At 64.6% G+C, this 14,572-nt stretch carries 11 protein-coding genes; 6 read left to right on the forward strand and 5 right to left on the reverse strand.

Annotated features, from left to right (window positions below; translation table 11 throughout):
- Nucleotides 1-2 precede the first annotated feature (2 nt).
- On the reverse strand, nt 3-734 hold the full coding sequence (locus ACNQOP_RS12200) for a glutamine amidotransferase (RefSeq protein ID WP_416404591.1): 732 nt from the start codon (nt 732-734) through the stop codon (nt 3-5).
- Nucleotides 735-882: 148 nt separating this feature from the next.
- On the opposite strand from ACNQOP_RS12200, the gene ACNQOP_RS12205 reads away from it, so the two are divergent.
- The gene (locus ACNQOP_RS12205) at nt 883-2,124 is read left to right on the forward strand and encodes an MFS transporter (RefSeq protein ID WP_416404592.1); all 1,242 of its coding nucleotides are present in this window, start codon (nt 883-885) and stop codon (nt 2,122-2,124) included.
- A 170-nt stretch (nt 2,125-2,294) separates the two neighbouring features.
- Nucleotides 2,295-3,623, forward strand: coding sequence for an ammonium transporter (locus ACNQOP_RS12210; protein WP_257369676.1), 1,329 nt, complete (start codon nt 2,295-2,297; stop codon nt 3,621-3,623).
- A gap of 75 nt (nt 3,624-3,698) precedes the next feature.
- Here the strand turns inward: ACNQOP_RS12210 and ACNQOP_RS12215 are convergent, their stop codons facing one another.
- Nucleotides 3,699-4,295, reverse strand: coding sequence for a DUF1992 domain-containing protein (locus ACNQOP_RS12215; protein WP_284987719.1), 597 nt, complete (start codon nt 4,293-4,295; stop codon nt 3,699-3,701).
- A gap of 199 nt (nt 4,296-4,494) precedes the next feature.
- Nucleotides 4,495-6,774, reverse strand: coding sequence for a SulP family inorganic anion transporter (locus ACNQOP_RS12220; protein ID WP_416404593.1), 2,280 nt, complete (start codon nt 6,772-6,774; stop codon nt 4,495-4,497).
- A gap of 263 nt (nt 6,775-7,037) precedes the next feature.
- Here ACNQOP_RS12220 and ACNQOP_RS12225 point away from each other — a divergent pair, with 263 nt between their 5' ends.
- From ACNQOP_RS12225 to ACNQOP_RS12235, 3 genes are read left to right on the forward strand one after another with little or no spacing between them, the layout of a single operon-like run.
- On the forward strand, nt 7,038-8,111 hold the full coding sequence (locus ACNQOP_RS12225; protein WP_416404594.1) for an acyl-CoA dehydrogenase family protein: 1,074 nt from the start codon (nt 7,038-7,040) through the stop codon (nt 8,109-8,111).
- Entirely contained in the window at nt 8,105-9,484 is a 1,380-nt protein-coding gene (locus ACNQOP_RS12230) for a PIG-L family deacetylase (RefSeq protein WP_416404595.1), read from the forward strand. Before ACNQOP_RS12225 ends, ACNQOP_RS12230 begins: the two co-directional genes overlap by 7 nt.
- Nucleotides 9,481-10,230, forward strand: a complete 750-nt coding sequence (locus ACNQOP_RS12235; RefSeq protein ID WP_284987715.1) for a glycosyltransferase — start codon at nt 9,481-9,483, stop codon at nt 10,228-10,230. Before ACNQOP_RS12230 ends, ACNQOP_RS12235 begins: the two co-directional genes overlap by 4 nt.
- On the opposite strand, the gene ACNQOP_RS12240 is transcribed toward ACNQOP_RS12235, so the two are convergent.
- Nucleotides 10,227-10,820 (reverse strand): adenylate kinase, encoded by a 594-nt coding sequence (locus tag ACNQOP_RS12240; RefSeq protein WP_416404596.1) that lies wholly within the window; start codon nt 10,818-10,820, stop codon nt 10,227-10,229. The two genes, ACNQOP_RS12235 and ACNQOP_RS12240, sit on opposite strands and share 4 nt — an antisense overlap.
- A 194-nt stretch (nt 10,821-11,014) precedes the next feature.
- Here ACNQOP_RS12240 and ACNQOP_RS12245 point away from each other — a divergent pair, with 194 nt between their 5' ends.
- Entirely contained in the window at nt 11,015-13,678 is a 2,664-nt protein-coding gene (locus tag ACNQOP_RS12245; protein ID WP_416404597.1) for a Tat pathway signal sequence domain protein, read from the forward strand.
- A 7-nt stretch (nt 13,679-13,685) separates the two neighbouring features.
- On the opposite strand, the gene ACNQOP_RS12250 is transcribed toward ACNQOP_RS12245, so the two are convergent.
- Nucleotides 13,686-14,564 carry a MurR/RpiR family transcriptional regulator gene (locus ACNQOP_RS12250; protein WP_416404598.1) on the reverse strand — a complete coding sequence of 293 codons (879 nt, stop codon included), beginning with the start codon at nt 14,562-14,564 and terminating at the stop codon, nt 13,686-13,688.
- Nucleotides 14,565-14,572: the final 8 nt, after the last annotated feature.

Raw genomic sequence — 14,572 nt, forward strand, 5'->3', positions numbered from 1 at the left:
TGCTAGCGGGCGTAGAGCTCCGTGAAGTTCCTCAGGACCCGCATCGGCTCGGTCACCGATGAGCTCCGGGCCGTTTCGATGAGTTCGTCCGCGGTGTGCGGCGGGAAGTAGCCGGAGTTCTTGTAGATATTGATGCGGGTGATGAGGCCGTCGGCGTCGAGCTCGGGGTGGAATTGCGTGGCGTAGAGATTGTTCTTGATCCGGAACATGTGCACACGGCACGCGGCCGAGCTCGCCAACAAAACCGCGTGGGCAGGCAGTTTGCTGCACGCTTCTTTGTGACCCACAAAAGCGTCGAAGGTGTGCGGAATGCCCCGCAGCATGGGATCGCGCTCCCCCTCAGCAGTGAGCTTGATCTCCGTTGGCCCCACAGGTTCGCCAAAACGGCGGTCGATGGTGGCCCCTTGGTGAACACCCAGAGTGCCGACCCCATAGCAGGCACCCAAGAACGGGAAGTCCTCGGCAACTATGCGGTCCAGCAGCGCTGAGAGTTCCGCCTCCACCCGAATCTGGGCTGCGCTCTTCTCTTCCACAGGATCGCTGGACGTATAGGGACTGCCACCGACGATCACTCCGGAGTACTCGGAAAGTTCAAGGGGCGGCAACGGCTCGGATTCCAAGCGCAAACGGACCAGTTCTTCAGGTTTCAGTCCGCAGTACCGGAGGTAGGCCTGATACTCGTCATCGGCTGCGGCATCTTCGGCGCGGGTGGCCAGCAGGAGGAAGGGCTTCACAAGGACAGTCTGCGCGCGGAATGGCTGGCGGACAAAGTGTGTTGCGGGTAAAGGGGTGACTAACAGTGACTCCCTCGCGCCGGTGTCGCCGCATATCGTTGGCTTGACCCCCTATGAACAGCACACCCCATCCCCGGAGGAGCAATTTTTGAAGCAAGACCCTGTGGCCGTCCAACCGCAAACGCCCAAAACGCCGGCCCTGGAAAGGCAGCAGCCCAAGAAGATCCCGTGGGGCGGACTCCTTGTTCTGGCAGCAGCGGGCTTCACGGCGGTGACCACCGAACTCCTGCCGTCGGGCTTGCTCCCCCAAATCAGCCGCGACCTCGGTGTCGACGAATCTGCCGTGGGCTCCCTGACAGCGGTGTATGCGGCCATCATCGTCTTCACGGCCTTGCCTCTTTCACGGTTCCTTGCCGGAAGGGTTCCCCGGAAGACCCTGCTGATCGCCACTGTGCTGGCCTTCGCCCTGAGCAATGTGCTCTTGGCGTTGAGCCCCGCTCTGGGGTGGGCGATCGGGGCCAGGCTCCTTGGCGGCATCGCGCACGGCATGCTGTGGTCCAGCATGGCTCCCTACGTGGCGCGCATCGTCCCGGCCCACTCCGTAGGTAAATCCATGGCTGTGGTCTTTAGTGGCAACAGCATCGCACTGGCAGTCGGCGCTCCGATTGGCACGCTCATGGGCTCGCTCATGACGTGGCGTACTTCCTTCCTGGTCCTGGCCGGAGTGGGTGTGCTTCTGGCAGTGCTGGTCTTCTGGCTGCTCCCCGGTGCCCACGACCACGCCAGCCAAAAAACGCCCTCCCTCCGGGCAGCCATGAAACTGCCCGGCGTCGTGGCCATAGCCATCGCCTGGCCCCTCCTGCTACTGGCCCACTTCACACTTTTCACCTACGTCGCCCCGTTCCTCCTCGCCTCCGGACTCCCGGAATCCGCTACGAGCCTCTCGCTCTCCGTGGTGGGAGTTGCCAGCCTGGTGGGCATCTGGATTGCCGGCATGACCGCCGACTCCCACCCACGACGCTCGGTGATTGCCGCCGTCGGGCTCCTGACGCTGGCGTTCGCCCTGCTCCCCGCGCTGGGCGGCACGTGGGTAGGTGCGTTCGGCCTCATGACCTTGTGGGGTATCGCGTTCGGTGCAGTGGGTATCTACAACCAGGCTGCGATCCTGCGTGCGGGTGGAGAACACAAAGATGCAGCCAACGGCCTCACCGTGGTCACCATCCAACTGGGTATCGCCGTCGGAGCGGTCTATGGGGCCTTCGCCCTCACCAGCGTCGGAGCGCAACTGGTCCCATTTGCCGCGGCGATTCCCACTGCCATTGCGCTGGTGATCATTATTGCCAGTCGTCGCGGCGGCTACCCGGCCGGGCCCCGGGAGAAGCGCCGTTAACATTGCCGAAACATGCCAGTGACGTGATCTTCACGAACGAAGGATTTCTGTAACTTTCCTGCAACTTAGCTCTTCGGAGTCGGAAACATAGCTCACCGAATATTGATCGGGGGGTAGGTGTGGGCCGTGCAACAACGGCCCCGTTTCGGACAAGCTTGAAGGGAACGCAGGTGGAGATCTCTGCGCAACACGTCTGGCTGATGTTGTCATCGGCGATGGTGCTATTCATGACCCCAGGCCTCGGCCTTTTCTACGGCGGCATGACCCGCGCCAAGGCCGCCCTGAACATGATCATGATGAGCTTCATCTCCGCCGGCATCGTGGGCGTGGTGTGGGTCCTGTGGGGCTACTCGATGACCACCGGCGACGGCATCCTGGGCCTGTTCGGCAATCCGTTCGCGCACTTCGGCCTGCAGGACTTGATGGGATCCCCCGACCTCATCAAGGCCACCTTTGCAGCAACCTTCGCCATCATCACTGTGGCCCTCATCAGCGGTGCAATCGCTGACCGGACCAAGTTCGGCGCCTGGGCCTTGTTCGTACCGATCTGGGTCACCGTGGTCTACTGCCCCCTGGCGTACATGGTGTGGGGCGGTGGCCTGATGAGCGCCGGCGGTGCCCTCACTCAGATCTTCGGCCAGGTCATCGACTTCGCCGGTGGTGCAGTGGTTGAGGTCAGTTCCGGAACCGCCGCTTTCGTCCTCGCATTGATCGTGGGAAAGCGTCACGGCTTCGCCAAGGACCCCAACCACCGCCCACACAACGTGCCGTTCATCATGATCGGCGCAGCCATCCTCTGGTTCGGCTGGTTCGGTTTCAACGGCGGCGCTGCTACTACCGCCGCGCAGGCCGGCCTCATCTGGGTCAATACCCTGGTGGCCCCGGCGGCGGCCATGCTCAGCTGGCTCGTCGTCGAGAAGGTCCGCCACGGACACCCCACTTCGCTGGGTGCGGCATCAGGCGTGGTGGCGGGCTTGGTGGCCATCACCCCGTCCTGCGCCAACATCACCCCGCTCGCCGCATTGGGCCTGGGCTTGGTGGCCGGCGCCGCCTGCGCTGTGTTCGTGGACCTGAAGTACAAGTTCGGTTTCGACGATTCCCTCGACGTCGTGGGCGTCCACTTCGGCGCCGGTGTCATCGGCACGCTCTCTCTCGGCTTCATCGCCTTCCCGCAGGACGGCGTCGCGGGCGGCCTGCTCTACGGCGGCGGTCCCCAACAACTCATTGCACAGACCATGGCCGTGCTGATCACCATCGCACTCTCCGGCGTGGGCACCCTGGTCATCGGCCGGGCCATCCATAAGGCCATCGGCTTCCGGGTTCCCTTGGAGCACGAAGTCACCGGAGTGGACCTCACCCAGCACGCCGAATCGGCCTACGAATTCGGGCTCACCGCCCACGGCCACTTCCGCCAGCAGCAGGCGCACCTTTCCGCGCTGATTGGCCGGAAGCCCGCGGCACCGAAATCCGAACAGGTCAAGGAAGACAGCTTCGCCTGACGGCACCACACTCAGACAGCAGCCGACGGCGGAACCCGGGTTCCGCCGTCGGCTGCTGTTTGCGTCGCTAAGGTTTCATCCTGAACCGTTCCAGATGCGCTGCCACCACGTGCGCCTGGCCACTGGTCCAGCCTCGGGCTCGGGAGGAGCTGCGGCGGCCCTCCGCTCGCGCCACCGCTCCAGCTCAGCATCCACGTCCCTGAGCTTGGTGATCACGGGTGGGCCGCCCTGGAGTTGCCGTCGGGCCTCGATCACCCGCTTGTTGAAGTCCTCGAGGATGTCCCGGACTTGTTTCTCCGTGTACTGCTGGTCCAGTTTGGCATCGAGTTCGGAATCCTCGATCCGCAGCAGGATCGCGGGAGGTCCGATGCCACTGAGCTTCTCCCGTTGAATGAGCCCTTTGACCCACCAATCGGGATCGTAGTGCTCGCCCAGGCCCGGAATGGGTTTGCCGGCATACTTGAGGTTGTCGAACTTGCCCTGGTCCATGGCGTCCCGGATCAGGTACTCAACCCGGGCGGCGTCGTCCACCTTCCGGCGTTTCTCCCGTTCCGCGGCGTCCGCGGCTTCGATCTCCGCGTCTTCTTCCGCGTTCCCACCCCAGCCGCGGACAGCGCGCAACTCAGCGCCGCGCTCGAGTTTCCGCCTGAAGGCATTGTTCCCGGAGTTCACTTGTGGACACCTCCTCGCACGGCAGTCCTCCCCTGCCGGACATCGTGGTTCTGATTCCCAGTATTCCGCAAACTGCGCCTGCCTGGGCCTGTACCCCCGCCACCGGCTGTGGAAACAAGCCAGCCCCGGCACGCCGTGGAAGCGGGGTGTCGGGGCTGCTTGTAGGCCCAGAGTGGGTGTCGGAGGTACGGCTCCGGATCTAGGACCGAACCGCCATGCTTGGATCGAGTTGTTCGATGCCCTCGGGAGTGACCAGCACTACGCGGGCCGTGCAGATGTCGTAAAACAAGCCAATGGGCTGCACCCGGCCGGACAGAAGCGCCGGGCCGGTCACAGGGTGGTCCTCAAGCTTCCTGAGCTGCAAAGCCACGTTGACCATGCTGAGCTGGTCCACGCAGCTGTACCCTTCGGCAGCCGCGGCCACTGCCACGGGATGTCCGGAAAGCAGGGCCGAGTAGCTTGGCCGCGCATGTTCCAGCCAGGTATCGAATCCGCCGCCCAAGGCAGGCGCAGCTCCTTCAAAGTCGGCGATGACGGCGTTCATCGCACCGCAGTTCGAATGCCCGCAGATGACGATCGAGTCCACGGACAACCCTTTGACTGCGAAGGAGAGCGCGGAGTCGATCGAAGCATCGCGACCGTCGCTGCACACCACGTTTCCGATGTTCCGGAGGGTCAGGAGGTCGCCGGGTCCGCTGCTGGTGATGAGGTTGGGATTGACCCGGGAATCCACGCAGGCAACGAACAATGTGTCCGGATTCTGGCCTTCTGTCAGGTCTTGCACCAACGGCCGGACCTTGTCCGCGTGGCGGCGGTGGTATTTGTCGATGCCCAGGAGGATAGAGCGCAGCGGCAGCCGCCCGCCGTCGTCGTCCGCTGTTGGGCCGCCGGCGGACGGCAACCAAGACGTCTTGGGCGGAAGCGGAAGTTCACGGGGGTCCTGGCGCTGGGGAGTGTTGTCCTCGGCGTCGGTGAAAGCAGTGGTGCCGTGCTCTTCCAGGGCCACGGAGGCGCCGGTGTTGCGGTGCTGCTTCTGCCAGGCAACCAGGGCTTCGCGGAAGGCGTGGTCGAGGTAGTCGGCGTTGAGTTCCACTACGGCATCATGGCCTTCGGGCACCGAATGCAGGACGCGGTTGAGCCGCGGCAAGGCGAAGAAGCTGCAAGAGCCGGCGATGGTGACCCGCCACGGCAGTCCGGAACCGGCCGGGGCGTGAGCGTGGATTTGAGCGCGGAGCACCCGCCACAGTACAGAAACAGCAGCGAGTGCCAGGCCAATGAGCACGCCTTCGAGCAAGTTCAGGGCCACCACGCACACCAACGTCACCGCGTAGACCAGCAGGTCGCCGGTGCGAAGGCTGGTGCGGATGTCGGCGACCTTGATGAGCTTGGCACCGATCACCAGCAGCAGGCCCGCCAGCACGGACAGGGGAATCAACTGGATGAGGCCGGCGAACAGCAAGGAGAACACCAGGACCCACACGCCGTGCAGGATGGCCGAGGTACGGCTTTTCGCTCCGGCTTCGACGTTGGTGGCGCTGCGGACGATCACGCCGGTTACCGGGAGTCCGCCGAGCATGCCGGAGACCATGTTGGCGGAGCCTTGGCCGACGAGCTCTCGGTTCAGGTTGGTCCGCGAACTGCCGTGCATCTTGTCAACGGCCACGGCGGACAGCAGCGATTCGATGCTCGCGATCAGCGCCACAGTGATGACGGCCATCGCTGCGGCGCGCCAGTTGCCGTCGGGCAGGCTGGGCAGCGCGACGGCGTCCAGGATTGAACCGCTGAAGCTGATGCGCTCAACGCTCGGGGCCACTGCTACTGACAGCGCTGTCACGGCGACGACGGCGGCCAGCGGCCCGGGAACTTTCCGCACCATCGCGGGAAGGTACTTCCAGGCCAGGAGAATCACGACGACGGCCAGGCCCAGCAGCGCCGAATGCAGCTCGACGTTGGTGATGGCCGCGGGCAGGCCCGCCAGGTTTTCGACGGCGGACCCCGCGGCTTGGCCACCCAGCAGCACATGGAGTTGTTGCAGGATGATCGTGATGCCGATGCCCGCGAGCATGGCCTTGACCACTACCGGCGACACTGCCAGCGCTGCCCGGCCGATACGGCTCACACCCATCAGCAACTGCACGACGCCGGCCGCAGCGGTGATCGCACAGGTCACCTGCCAGCCGAACTCGGCTACCAGGCCGGCGACGACGACGGTGAGCCCGGCGGCTGGGCCACTCACCTGCAGAGGCGAACCACCCAGGCTGCCCGCGACGATTCCTCCGACCGCGGCTGCGATGAGCCCGGCCATGATGGGAGCCCCTGAGGCTGCGGCGATGCCGAGGGACAGGGGAAGGGCGACCAGGAACACCACCAGGGACGCGGGGAGATCCGCCCCCAGGTTGCTGAGGAAGCTTGGCTTGGTTCGTCCCGGCGGGCTGTGGGAATCGGTGGGGATGGTGGCGGATTCGTTGGACTGCGGCATGGTGTTCCTTTGGCTCGGCAGTACTGACTCCTCCAAGCTACGGAACCTGTCACGGTTAATGACAACAACATGTGACAAGCATGACAAAAGCTGTGAAGATGCGCTTCATCTTGGGACCAAGGGGAACTTTCACGGGGGTTAAGCGCGTTGGAGGGGTCCGTGGTTCGACGTCCGCAAGGCGAGAACACGCCGGCGGGCAACTCACGCCGTCGCCGTCTTGCCGGGCGCACCAAAACTAAGGTTCCTTAGAATAGGCTGGGTCCATGAGCAATACAGAAGTGCAGCCCGTACGCATCAGCTCCGCGCCCGTACAGCTGCAAGCACTGGATCCCATAATGGGAAAGGTGAGCGCAGCCGTCGGCGACGTTCCAGCCCTTTTGGCCATCGCCGAGGACATCGGACGGACAGCTCCTACGCCCGGGAGCGGGAACACGGCCAAGCTCTGGGAACTTCTGGCCTCGGTCACGTCCGTGGATGTCGCGGCGGGGCGGGTTCTCGAGCCGCACCTTGACGCCGTCGGAATCCTGGCCCAGGCGGAACAGCCTCAACCCGAGGGAGCATGGGGAGTTTTCGCAGCCGAAGGTCCAGGCCTGAAGCTCGAGGCCAAGCAGGAAGCTGACGGCAGCTACGTGCTCAGTGGCTCAAAGCCGTGGTGCTCCCTCGCTGCACAACTGGACGGGGCCGTCGTCACCGCCCATGTCGCTGGAGACAACACCCGGGGCGCCTTCGCAGTGGACCTTAAGCACTCCGGCGTGAGAGCCGAAACACCCGAGTGGACCAGCCGCGGACTCAAGGAAATCCCGAGCGGAACGCTGCACTTCGACCACGTCCCCGCTACGCCCGTTGGCGGCGCGGGCTGGTATTTCGAGCGCCCCGGCTTCGCGTGGGGTGGCATGGGAGTCGCCGCCTGCTGGCTTGGAGGCGCAGTAGCCGTGGCCCGCGACTTCTGCGACTCCCTGGCCAGGGCATCGGACAACGGCCGGGAACCGGACCAGATCGCTCTCGCCTCCCTGGGCGAGGTAGACAGGATCATCGCGTCCGTCACCGGATACCTGGCTCAAACGGCTGAGCGCATCGACGCCGGCGACCTCGCAGATCCAGGCGAACCGGGCGAAAGCCCTTGGCCCGAAGCCTTGCGCGTCCGCGGAACTGTTGCCTCCGCCGTCGAACGTATCCAGACCCTGGTGACGCAAAACTTGGGCCCCGGCCCGTTGGCGTTCAACGAACAGTACGGCAAGAGGATGGCGGATTTGTCCCTCTATGTCCGCCAGCATCACGCCATGCGGGACGACGCCCAGCTGGGGGCGCTGGTGTTGAAGGGGGACCGCCGGTGGTAGCTTTTTCGCACACAGACACAGGCACGACCGAGGCGGAATGGCTGTCCAGCGGCGTGGCTGCGCTGCCCGAGCTCCCTTTGGGCCAGGACGAACTCGCGGACATGGCTTTCGTCGTCCTGGCTGCGCACCCGGACGATGAAACTTTGGGCGCGGGCGGGTTCGTGGCCAAACTGCATTCATCCGGAGCTGCGGTGGAACTCCTGCTGTGCACGGCCGGTGAAGCATCCCACCCGGAATCACCAACCACGACGCCGGAACAGCTTGCCGCCGTCCGGCTCGCTGAGTTCGACGCGGCTGTGTCCGGGCTGGCTCCCAGCGCGACCTGGAAGTTCCTGGGACTGCCCGACGGCAAGTTGGCCGCCAACGCGGGCCGCATTGCCGAGGCCATACGCGACGCCATTTCCGCGCACAACCGGCCACCGGAGAACATCGTCATCGTTGCCCCGTACCGCGAGGACGGCCACACCGACCACGATGCTCTCGGCGCAACAGCAGCCAAGGTTGCTGAAGAGGACGGCCACGGCCTCCTGGAATACCCCATCTGGTACTGGTTGTGGGCGGGCTTGCACGACCCAGCATGGCAATCCTGGGTGCGGGTGCCTTTGTCCGGGCGTGAGCTGGAAACGAAGGGAAAGGCCATGGGCGCCCACACGTCCCAGATCGAACCGTTGTCGGAGGAACCCGGCGACGGAACACTCTTGTCGGGGACGTTCCTGGAGCACTTCGAAAGGCCGTGGGAAACCTTCGCCTGGCAACCGTCGAAGGCAGGCAACAACACCGCGGCCGACGCTGAACGGATCTTTGACGAAGTCCACGCCAAGGGAGACGACCCCTGGGCCTATACAACCAGCTGGTACGAGCGCCGAAAACGCGCACTGACCTTGGCTGCCCTCCCGGAGGAATCGTACGAATCCGGGCTGGAACTCGGTTGCTCCATCGGCACCCTCAGCGAGGAACTCGCTCAACGTTGCCAGGCGTTCCTCGGTGTTGAAGCCAGCGGTATTGCGGCCAAAAAGGCGGCCGAGCGGCTTTCCGCGTACCCCTCCGCCGAAGCGCGGCACCTCACCATCCCCCATGAGTGGCCCGAGGGCTCCTTTGACCTGGTAGTGCTCTCCGAGATGGGCTATTACCTGGCACCGGAAGAGCTGGCTGAAGTTTTCGGGCACATCAAGGCCGCCATGAAACCGGGCGGCACCCTGCTCCTGTGCCACTGGCGCCACCCCATCTCAGGCTGGCAGTTGGACGCGGAAGCCGTTCACTCGATGGCCCGGCAGCAACTTGCCTGGCCAACGTTGGGGGTCTACCGCGAGAAGGATTTCGTGCTGGAAACCCTGGTCGCACCGGCCCCGGCCGTCAGTGACGGACCGACATGACCGGGGGCACCAGGCAGCGGATCCAACGCATCGCGGTCACCATGCCCGCCCACGACGAGGAACAGCACATCGGCAGGGCGTTGGCAGCACTGGGTACAGCGTTGGACACCCTGGAGCGGGAGCATCCGGGTATGCCTGCCACTGTCACTGTGGTCCTGGACAGCTGCACCGACAGTTCGGCCGGGATCACCGCCGCCCACGTCGCGGCGGACCCGCGTTTCACGTCCGTCAGCGTCCAACTGCGGAGCGCAGGAGCTTGCCGGGACTACGGCATCCGGACGGCCCTGCTCCCCCATCCGGCGGAAGCAACAGGGAGCTTGTGGCTCGCCAACACCGATGCCGACTCGGTGGTCCCGCCGAACTGGCTGGTACGCCAAGTCGGGTTGGCCAACGCCGGCGCTGACGTGGTTCTGGGGTCGGTGGAACCGGATGCCTACGATGTGGACCCAGCCGTGCTTCGTCGATGGCTGGAACTACACCCCTTTCGCGAAAACCATCAGCACATCTACGGCGCCAACCTGGGTATCAGGGCCTCGGCGTACCTCGCCGCAGGGGGTTTCCCGCATCTCCGGGCCCATGAGGACAGGCGCCTGGTGGAGCGCACCCGTCACCAAGGATTCAGGGTGGTTGCCACGGATTCCATCAGGGTTCTCACCTCCGGCCGGACTGAGGCCCGGGCACCCGAGGGATTCGCAGCGTATCTGCTGGCACTCGGCGCTGACGTTCCTGCCGCGACAGGGAGCTAGGCTCCTACGGCCTTATTCGCCAAGGCCCCTTCGATGGCGGCAATCGCGGCCTCAGTAATCGCTTCCCTCTCGCCGGATCCATTCACCGTCAGCAATATCCCACGCTTTGAGTAGGCCTCCAGAACCGGCCTTGTATGCTCACGGTAGAGTTCCAAACGGCGACGAATAACCGGCGCAGTGTCATCGCTGCGTCCCTGTTCCTGGGCGCGGCGGAGCATCCGGTCCAGCAACTCATGATCGTCGACCGTCAACGCGAGGGCTGCGTCAAGCGCCTGTCCCCGATCGGTGAGCATCTCGTCCAGGGCAGCAACCTGGATGACCGTTCGCGGATAGCCGTCCAGGAGGAACCCCTCTCCGGCATCATCTTCGTCCAGGCGTTGCTTCAACATGGCCGTGGTGACATGGTCCGGCACGAATTCGCCGTGGTCAATGTACGCACTGGCCTCCTCCCCCAACTCCGTCTTTTGGCGAATGTGGTCGCGGAACAACTCTCCTGTGGAAATGGCAGGGATCCGGAAGTGCCTGGCGATGTGCTCCGCCTGTGTGCCTTTGCCGGAACCGGGAGGGCCCATGATGATCAGTCGCGCCATGAGTCTGGTCCGTTTCGAGAGGCGGCCGGGACTTAAACCATACGCCCGCGGCAGGTCGGAGCGCCCGGGTCACACGAATTTGTTGGTTCATCGATCCCAGTATCCAACCACCCCCTTGCAGCCAATCGCGCGCGCGGGTAAGTTATTGAAACGTCTCAAAGAAAGCGTTTTCCCAGACTTTAGGTGGAATGAACATGACTCAGCTCAGGTGGATCGACGCCGAACCGCCCGTCAGGCTCAGCAGCGGCACGACCTGGGGCATGCCGTTCCAGCGCGGCACCGCAGCGGGCGCGGACCACCTCCAGGTGCGCGACATGAATGGAGTTGCCGTCAATGCCCAGGCCTGGCCGCTCGCCACGTGGCCCGACGGTTCCCTCAAATGGGCCGGCATCGCCATCGGGGCAACGGATCAGCCCTCCGACGCCTACCAGGTCACCCACTCAACCGATAGGCACGACGGCGGCCCGGCAGCCGCCGTCGAACACTCACCCGGGGTGACGGTCGCCGAAACGGACGACGCCGTCACCGTCTCCACGGGCGTGCTCGACATGGTCATCCCCAGGCGCGGGGAAACCCTGTTCAGCGAACTCCGTCGCGCCGGCGAGGCCGTAGCCAAGGATGCCCGGCTGGTAAGCCTGCTGCAGAACAACCTGGCAGAGGGAGCAGGCAGCGCTCCGCGCGAGGCCTACACCAGCCAGGTTTCAGGCGTCACAGTGGAACAGCGTGGCCCGGTCCGGGCGGTAGTTCGGATCGAGGGGCGGCACAGTGCCAAGGATGGCGGCAGGGAATGGCTCCCCTTCACTGTCCGCTTATACTTCTACGCGGGCGCCAGCAGCATACGGATGATGCACTCGTTCATTTGGGACGGCAATGCGGAGGAAGACTTCCTTGCGGGTCTCGGTGTTGAATTCACGGTACCGCTTGCCAGTGAATTTCATGACCGCCACGTACGCATCGCCGGTTCTGACGGCGGATTCCTGGTCGAAGCGGTCCGGGGCCTGACTGGTTTGCGCCGGGATCCGGGAGAAGCTGTCCGCGCCGCGCAGATTGCCGGTGAGGCCACCCCGCCGCTCAGTGAGTGGAGCCCGCTGGTTTCGGAGCGCCTCCGCCTCATACCCAGCTGGAACGACTACACCCTCACCCAACTGTCTGCTGACGGCTTCGAGCTGCGCAAACGGACGGCGCCCGGCCACGGATGGGTGGGCATTTCCGGCGGAACCCGGTCAGCTGGTTTCTGTTCGCTGAGCGATCTACGCGGCGGTTTCGGTATCGGAGTGAGGAACTTTTGGCAGTCGCACCCGGGGCAGCTGGATATCCGCGGCGCCGCAACAAGCAACGCGACAGTGACCGCTTGGCTCTATTCCCCCGAAGCCCAGCCGATGGATCTCCGCTTCTACCACGACGGCCTGGGCCAGGACACGTTCGAGGACCAGCTTGAAGGCCTTGAAATCACCTACGAGGACTACGAGCCGGGCTTCGGAAACCCCACCGGGATCGCCCGGACGCACGAACTCACGCTGTACGCCTACGACTCAACGCCCAGCACGGAGAGCCTCGCCGCCGACGCCCGGGCAGCCTCCACTCCCCCGCTGCTGCAGCCCTCCCCGGAGTACCTTCACCAAGCCGGCGTCTTCGGTGACTGGGCTCCCGTGGACCGCAGCACCCCCGCCCGTGCAGAGCTGGAAGACAAGCTGGACTTCCTGTTCGATTTCTACCAGGGCCAAACGGAGCAGCGGCGCTGGTACGGGTTCTGGAATTACGGCGACGTCATGCACACCTACGACACGGACCGGCACGTGTGGCGCTACGACGTGGGCGGTTACGCGTGGGACAACTCCGAGCTCTCCCCGGACCTCTGGCTTTGGTACATGTACCTGCGCACAGGCCGCGCGGACGTCTTCCGCTACGCCGAGGCGATGACCCGCCATACCGGCGAGGTGGACGTCTACCATCTGGGACCCTGGCGTGGGCTGGGTTCCCGGCACAACGTTCAGCACTGGGGTTGCAGCGCCAAGCAGTTGCGCATCAGCACCCCGGCGTACCGGCGCTTCTACTACTACCTGACCGCCGACGAACGCACCGGCGACCTCCTCACCGAGCTCGTGGACAGCGATCGGAACTTCCTCGGCTTGGACCCTGTCCGCAAAGTAAGGCCCGACGCCGACACTTACCGCCCGGACCGCGGCGCCTTGGGCGTCGGGCTGGGGACCGATTGGGGTTCACTTGCCGCCACGTGGCTCACCGACTGGGAGCGCACGGGCAATCCCCGCTCCCGTGATCGCCTGCTGGGAACCATGGCCGATATCGGTGCCCTGAAGTACGGTTTCCTGACCGGCGAGGCGCTCTATGACCTTGATGCGGGAAGGTTCGACGCCGGCCGGGAAGTCATCAGCGTCTCGCACCTGAGTGCCGTGTTCGGTTTGGTGGAAATCTGCAGCGAACTTATCAGCCTGGTGCCGGACAAGGACTTCGAGGAAGCCTGGATGCAGTATTGCCGGCTGTTCCTGGCCACTCCGGAAGAGCAGATCGCGGAGGTGGGCCAGCCCCTCGCCGGCATCTACCTCACTCAGGCGCACAGCAGGCTCACGGCCTACGCTGCGGCCAAGCTGGGCTCCCCGGAATTGGCGGAATTGGCCTGGGAGAGCTTTGCCGAGGGCGGAGAAAACCTGAACCACGCCGAGGCCTTTACGCTCAGGAAAATCCTTCCCCCGTACGTGCTTCAGCCTGTCGATGAAGCGCCGACGGTATCCACCAATGACACCGCGCAATTTGGGCTCGCGGTCGTCCAGAACCTGGCCCTGATCGGCGACCGGCTGCCGGCGTCCACCGAGGCGCGGGAGGAGGAACCGGCGTCGTAACTTCTTGCTAGGAGCTGGACCTGGGATGCATGATCCGCATCTGGTCCCAAGTCCGCTCCGACGCGGCGATGTTGAGGTTTGACCGTTCGCGGTCCAGGGATGCCAGCTCGACGGCGATCGCCTGGACCGCGGTCACCGCACCTGTCAGGGAGGGAAAGAACCCGGCACCCTCGGTGGGCACCACGATCCTGTGGTCCGCGTGCACCGCCACCGGTGATCCCGCGCTATCAGTAATGGAAACTATGGGCGTGCCCAGGTTGTGGGCGATGTCGACGGCCCTCATGGTGCTGTCGTAGACCCGCCAAAGGCTGATCGCGATGACCAGATCTTCGGCGCCGAGCCGGGCTATGGCGTTGGTGAGGGCGGCGACGTCGGCATCCAGGAGCCGAACGTTGTAGCCGGCAATGATGGCGTTGTGCTCCAGGGCCTTGCCGGGAATGGCGTAGCTGCCTGCCGCGATGATGAAGGTCTGCCGCGCCCCCGCGATCAACTTCGCAATTTCATGAACAGTGTTGGCATCCAGCGTGCGCTCGAAGTGCGCCAAATTGGCCCGGTCCGTGGAGACCGCAGCCTGTGCAGGACTACTGATGTGGCCGTTGTGTTCGGCCGCGACTTCCACGGCACTAAGTGATGCCAGGAACCGCGACCTGAGCTCGAATTGGAAATCCACCCAACCCTTGAATCCCAATGATTGCGCGGTTCTGGTCACCGTGGAGGCGTTGGAAGCAGCAACCGCGGCGATGTCGCTGACGGAGCCATAAGAGGCGAGCCGCGGCTGGGACCGGAGGATGCCGATGACCTGCATCTGCCGGGCCGCGAGCTTCCGCCCCTGGACACGATCGTCCAGCCACTCGGTCAATGTTGACGAGTCGAAATCTTCTTCCACCTATTGAC

Source organism: Arthrobacter sp. LFS091, from assembly GCF_047977885.1.
Lineage (GTDB): Bacteria > Actinomycetota > Actinomycetes > Actinomycetales > Micrococcaceae > Arthrobacter.

What these genes read in the sequence shown, in the direction of transcription:
- ACNQOP_RS12235 (WP_284987715.1), top strand. Translation starts at nt 9,481, where the DNA reads ATGACCGGGGGCACCAGGCAGCGGATCCAACGCATCGCGGTCACCATG.
- ACNQOP_RS12220 (WP_416404593.1), bottom strand. Translation starts at nt 6,774, where the DNA reads ATGCCGCAGTCCAACGAATCCGCCACCATCCCCACCGATTCCCACAGC.
- ACNQOP_RS12225 (WP_416404594.1), top strand. Translation starts at nt 7,038, where the DNA reads ATGAGCAATACAGAAGTGCAGCCCGTACGCATCAGCTCCGCGCCCGTA.
- ACNQOP_RS12245 (WP_416404597.1), top strand. Translation starts at nt 11,015, where the DNA reads ATGACTCAGCTCAGGTGGATCGACGCCGAACCGCCCGTCAGGCTCAGC.
- ACNQOP_RS12240 (WP_416404596.1), bottom strand. Translation starts at nt 10,820, where the DNA reads ATGGCGCGACTGATCATCATGGGCCCTCCCGGTTCCGGCAAAGGCACA.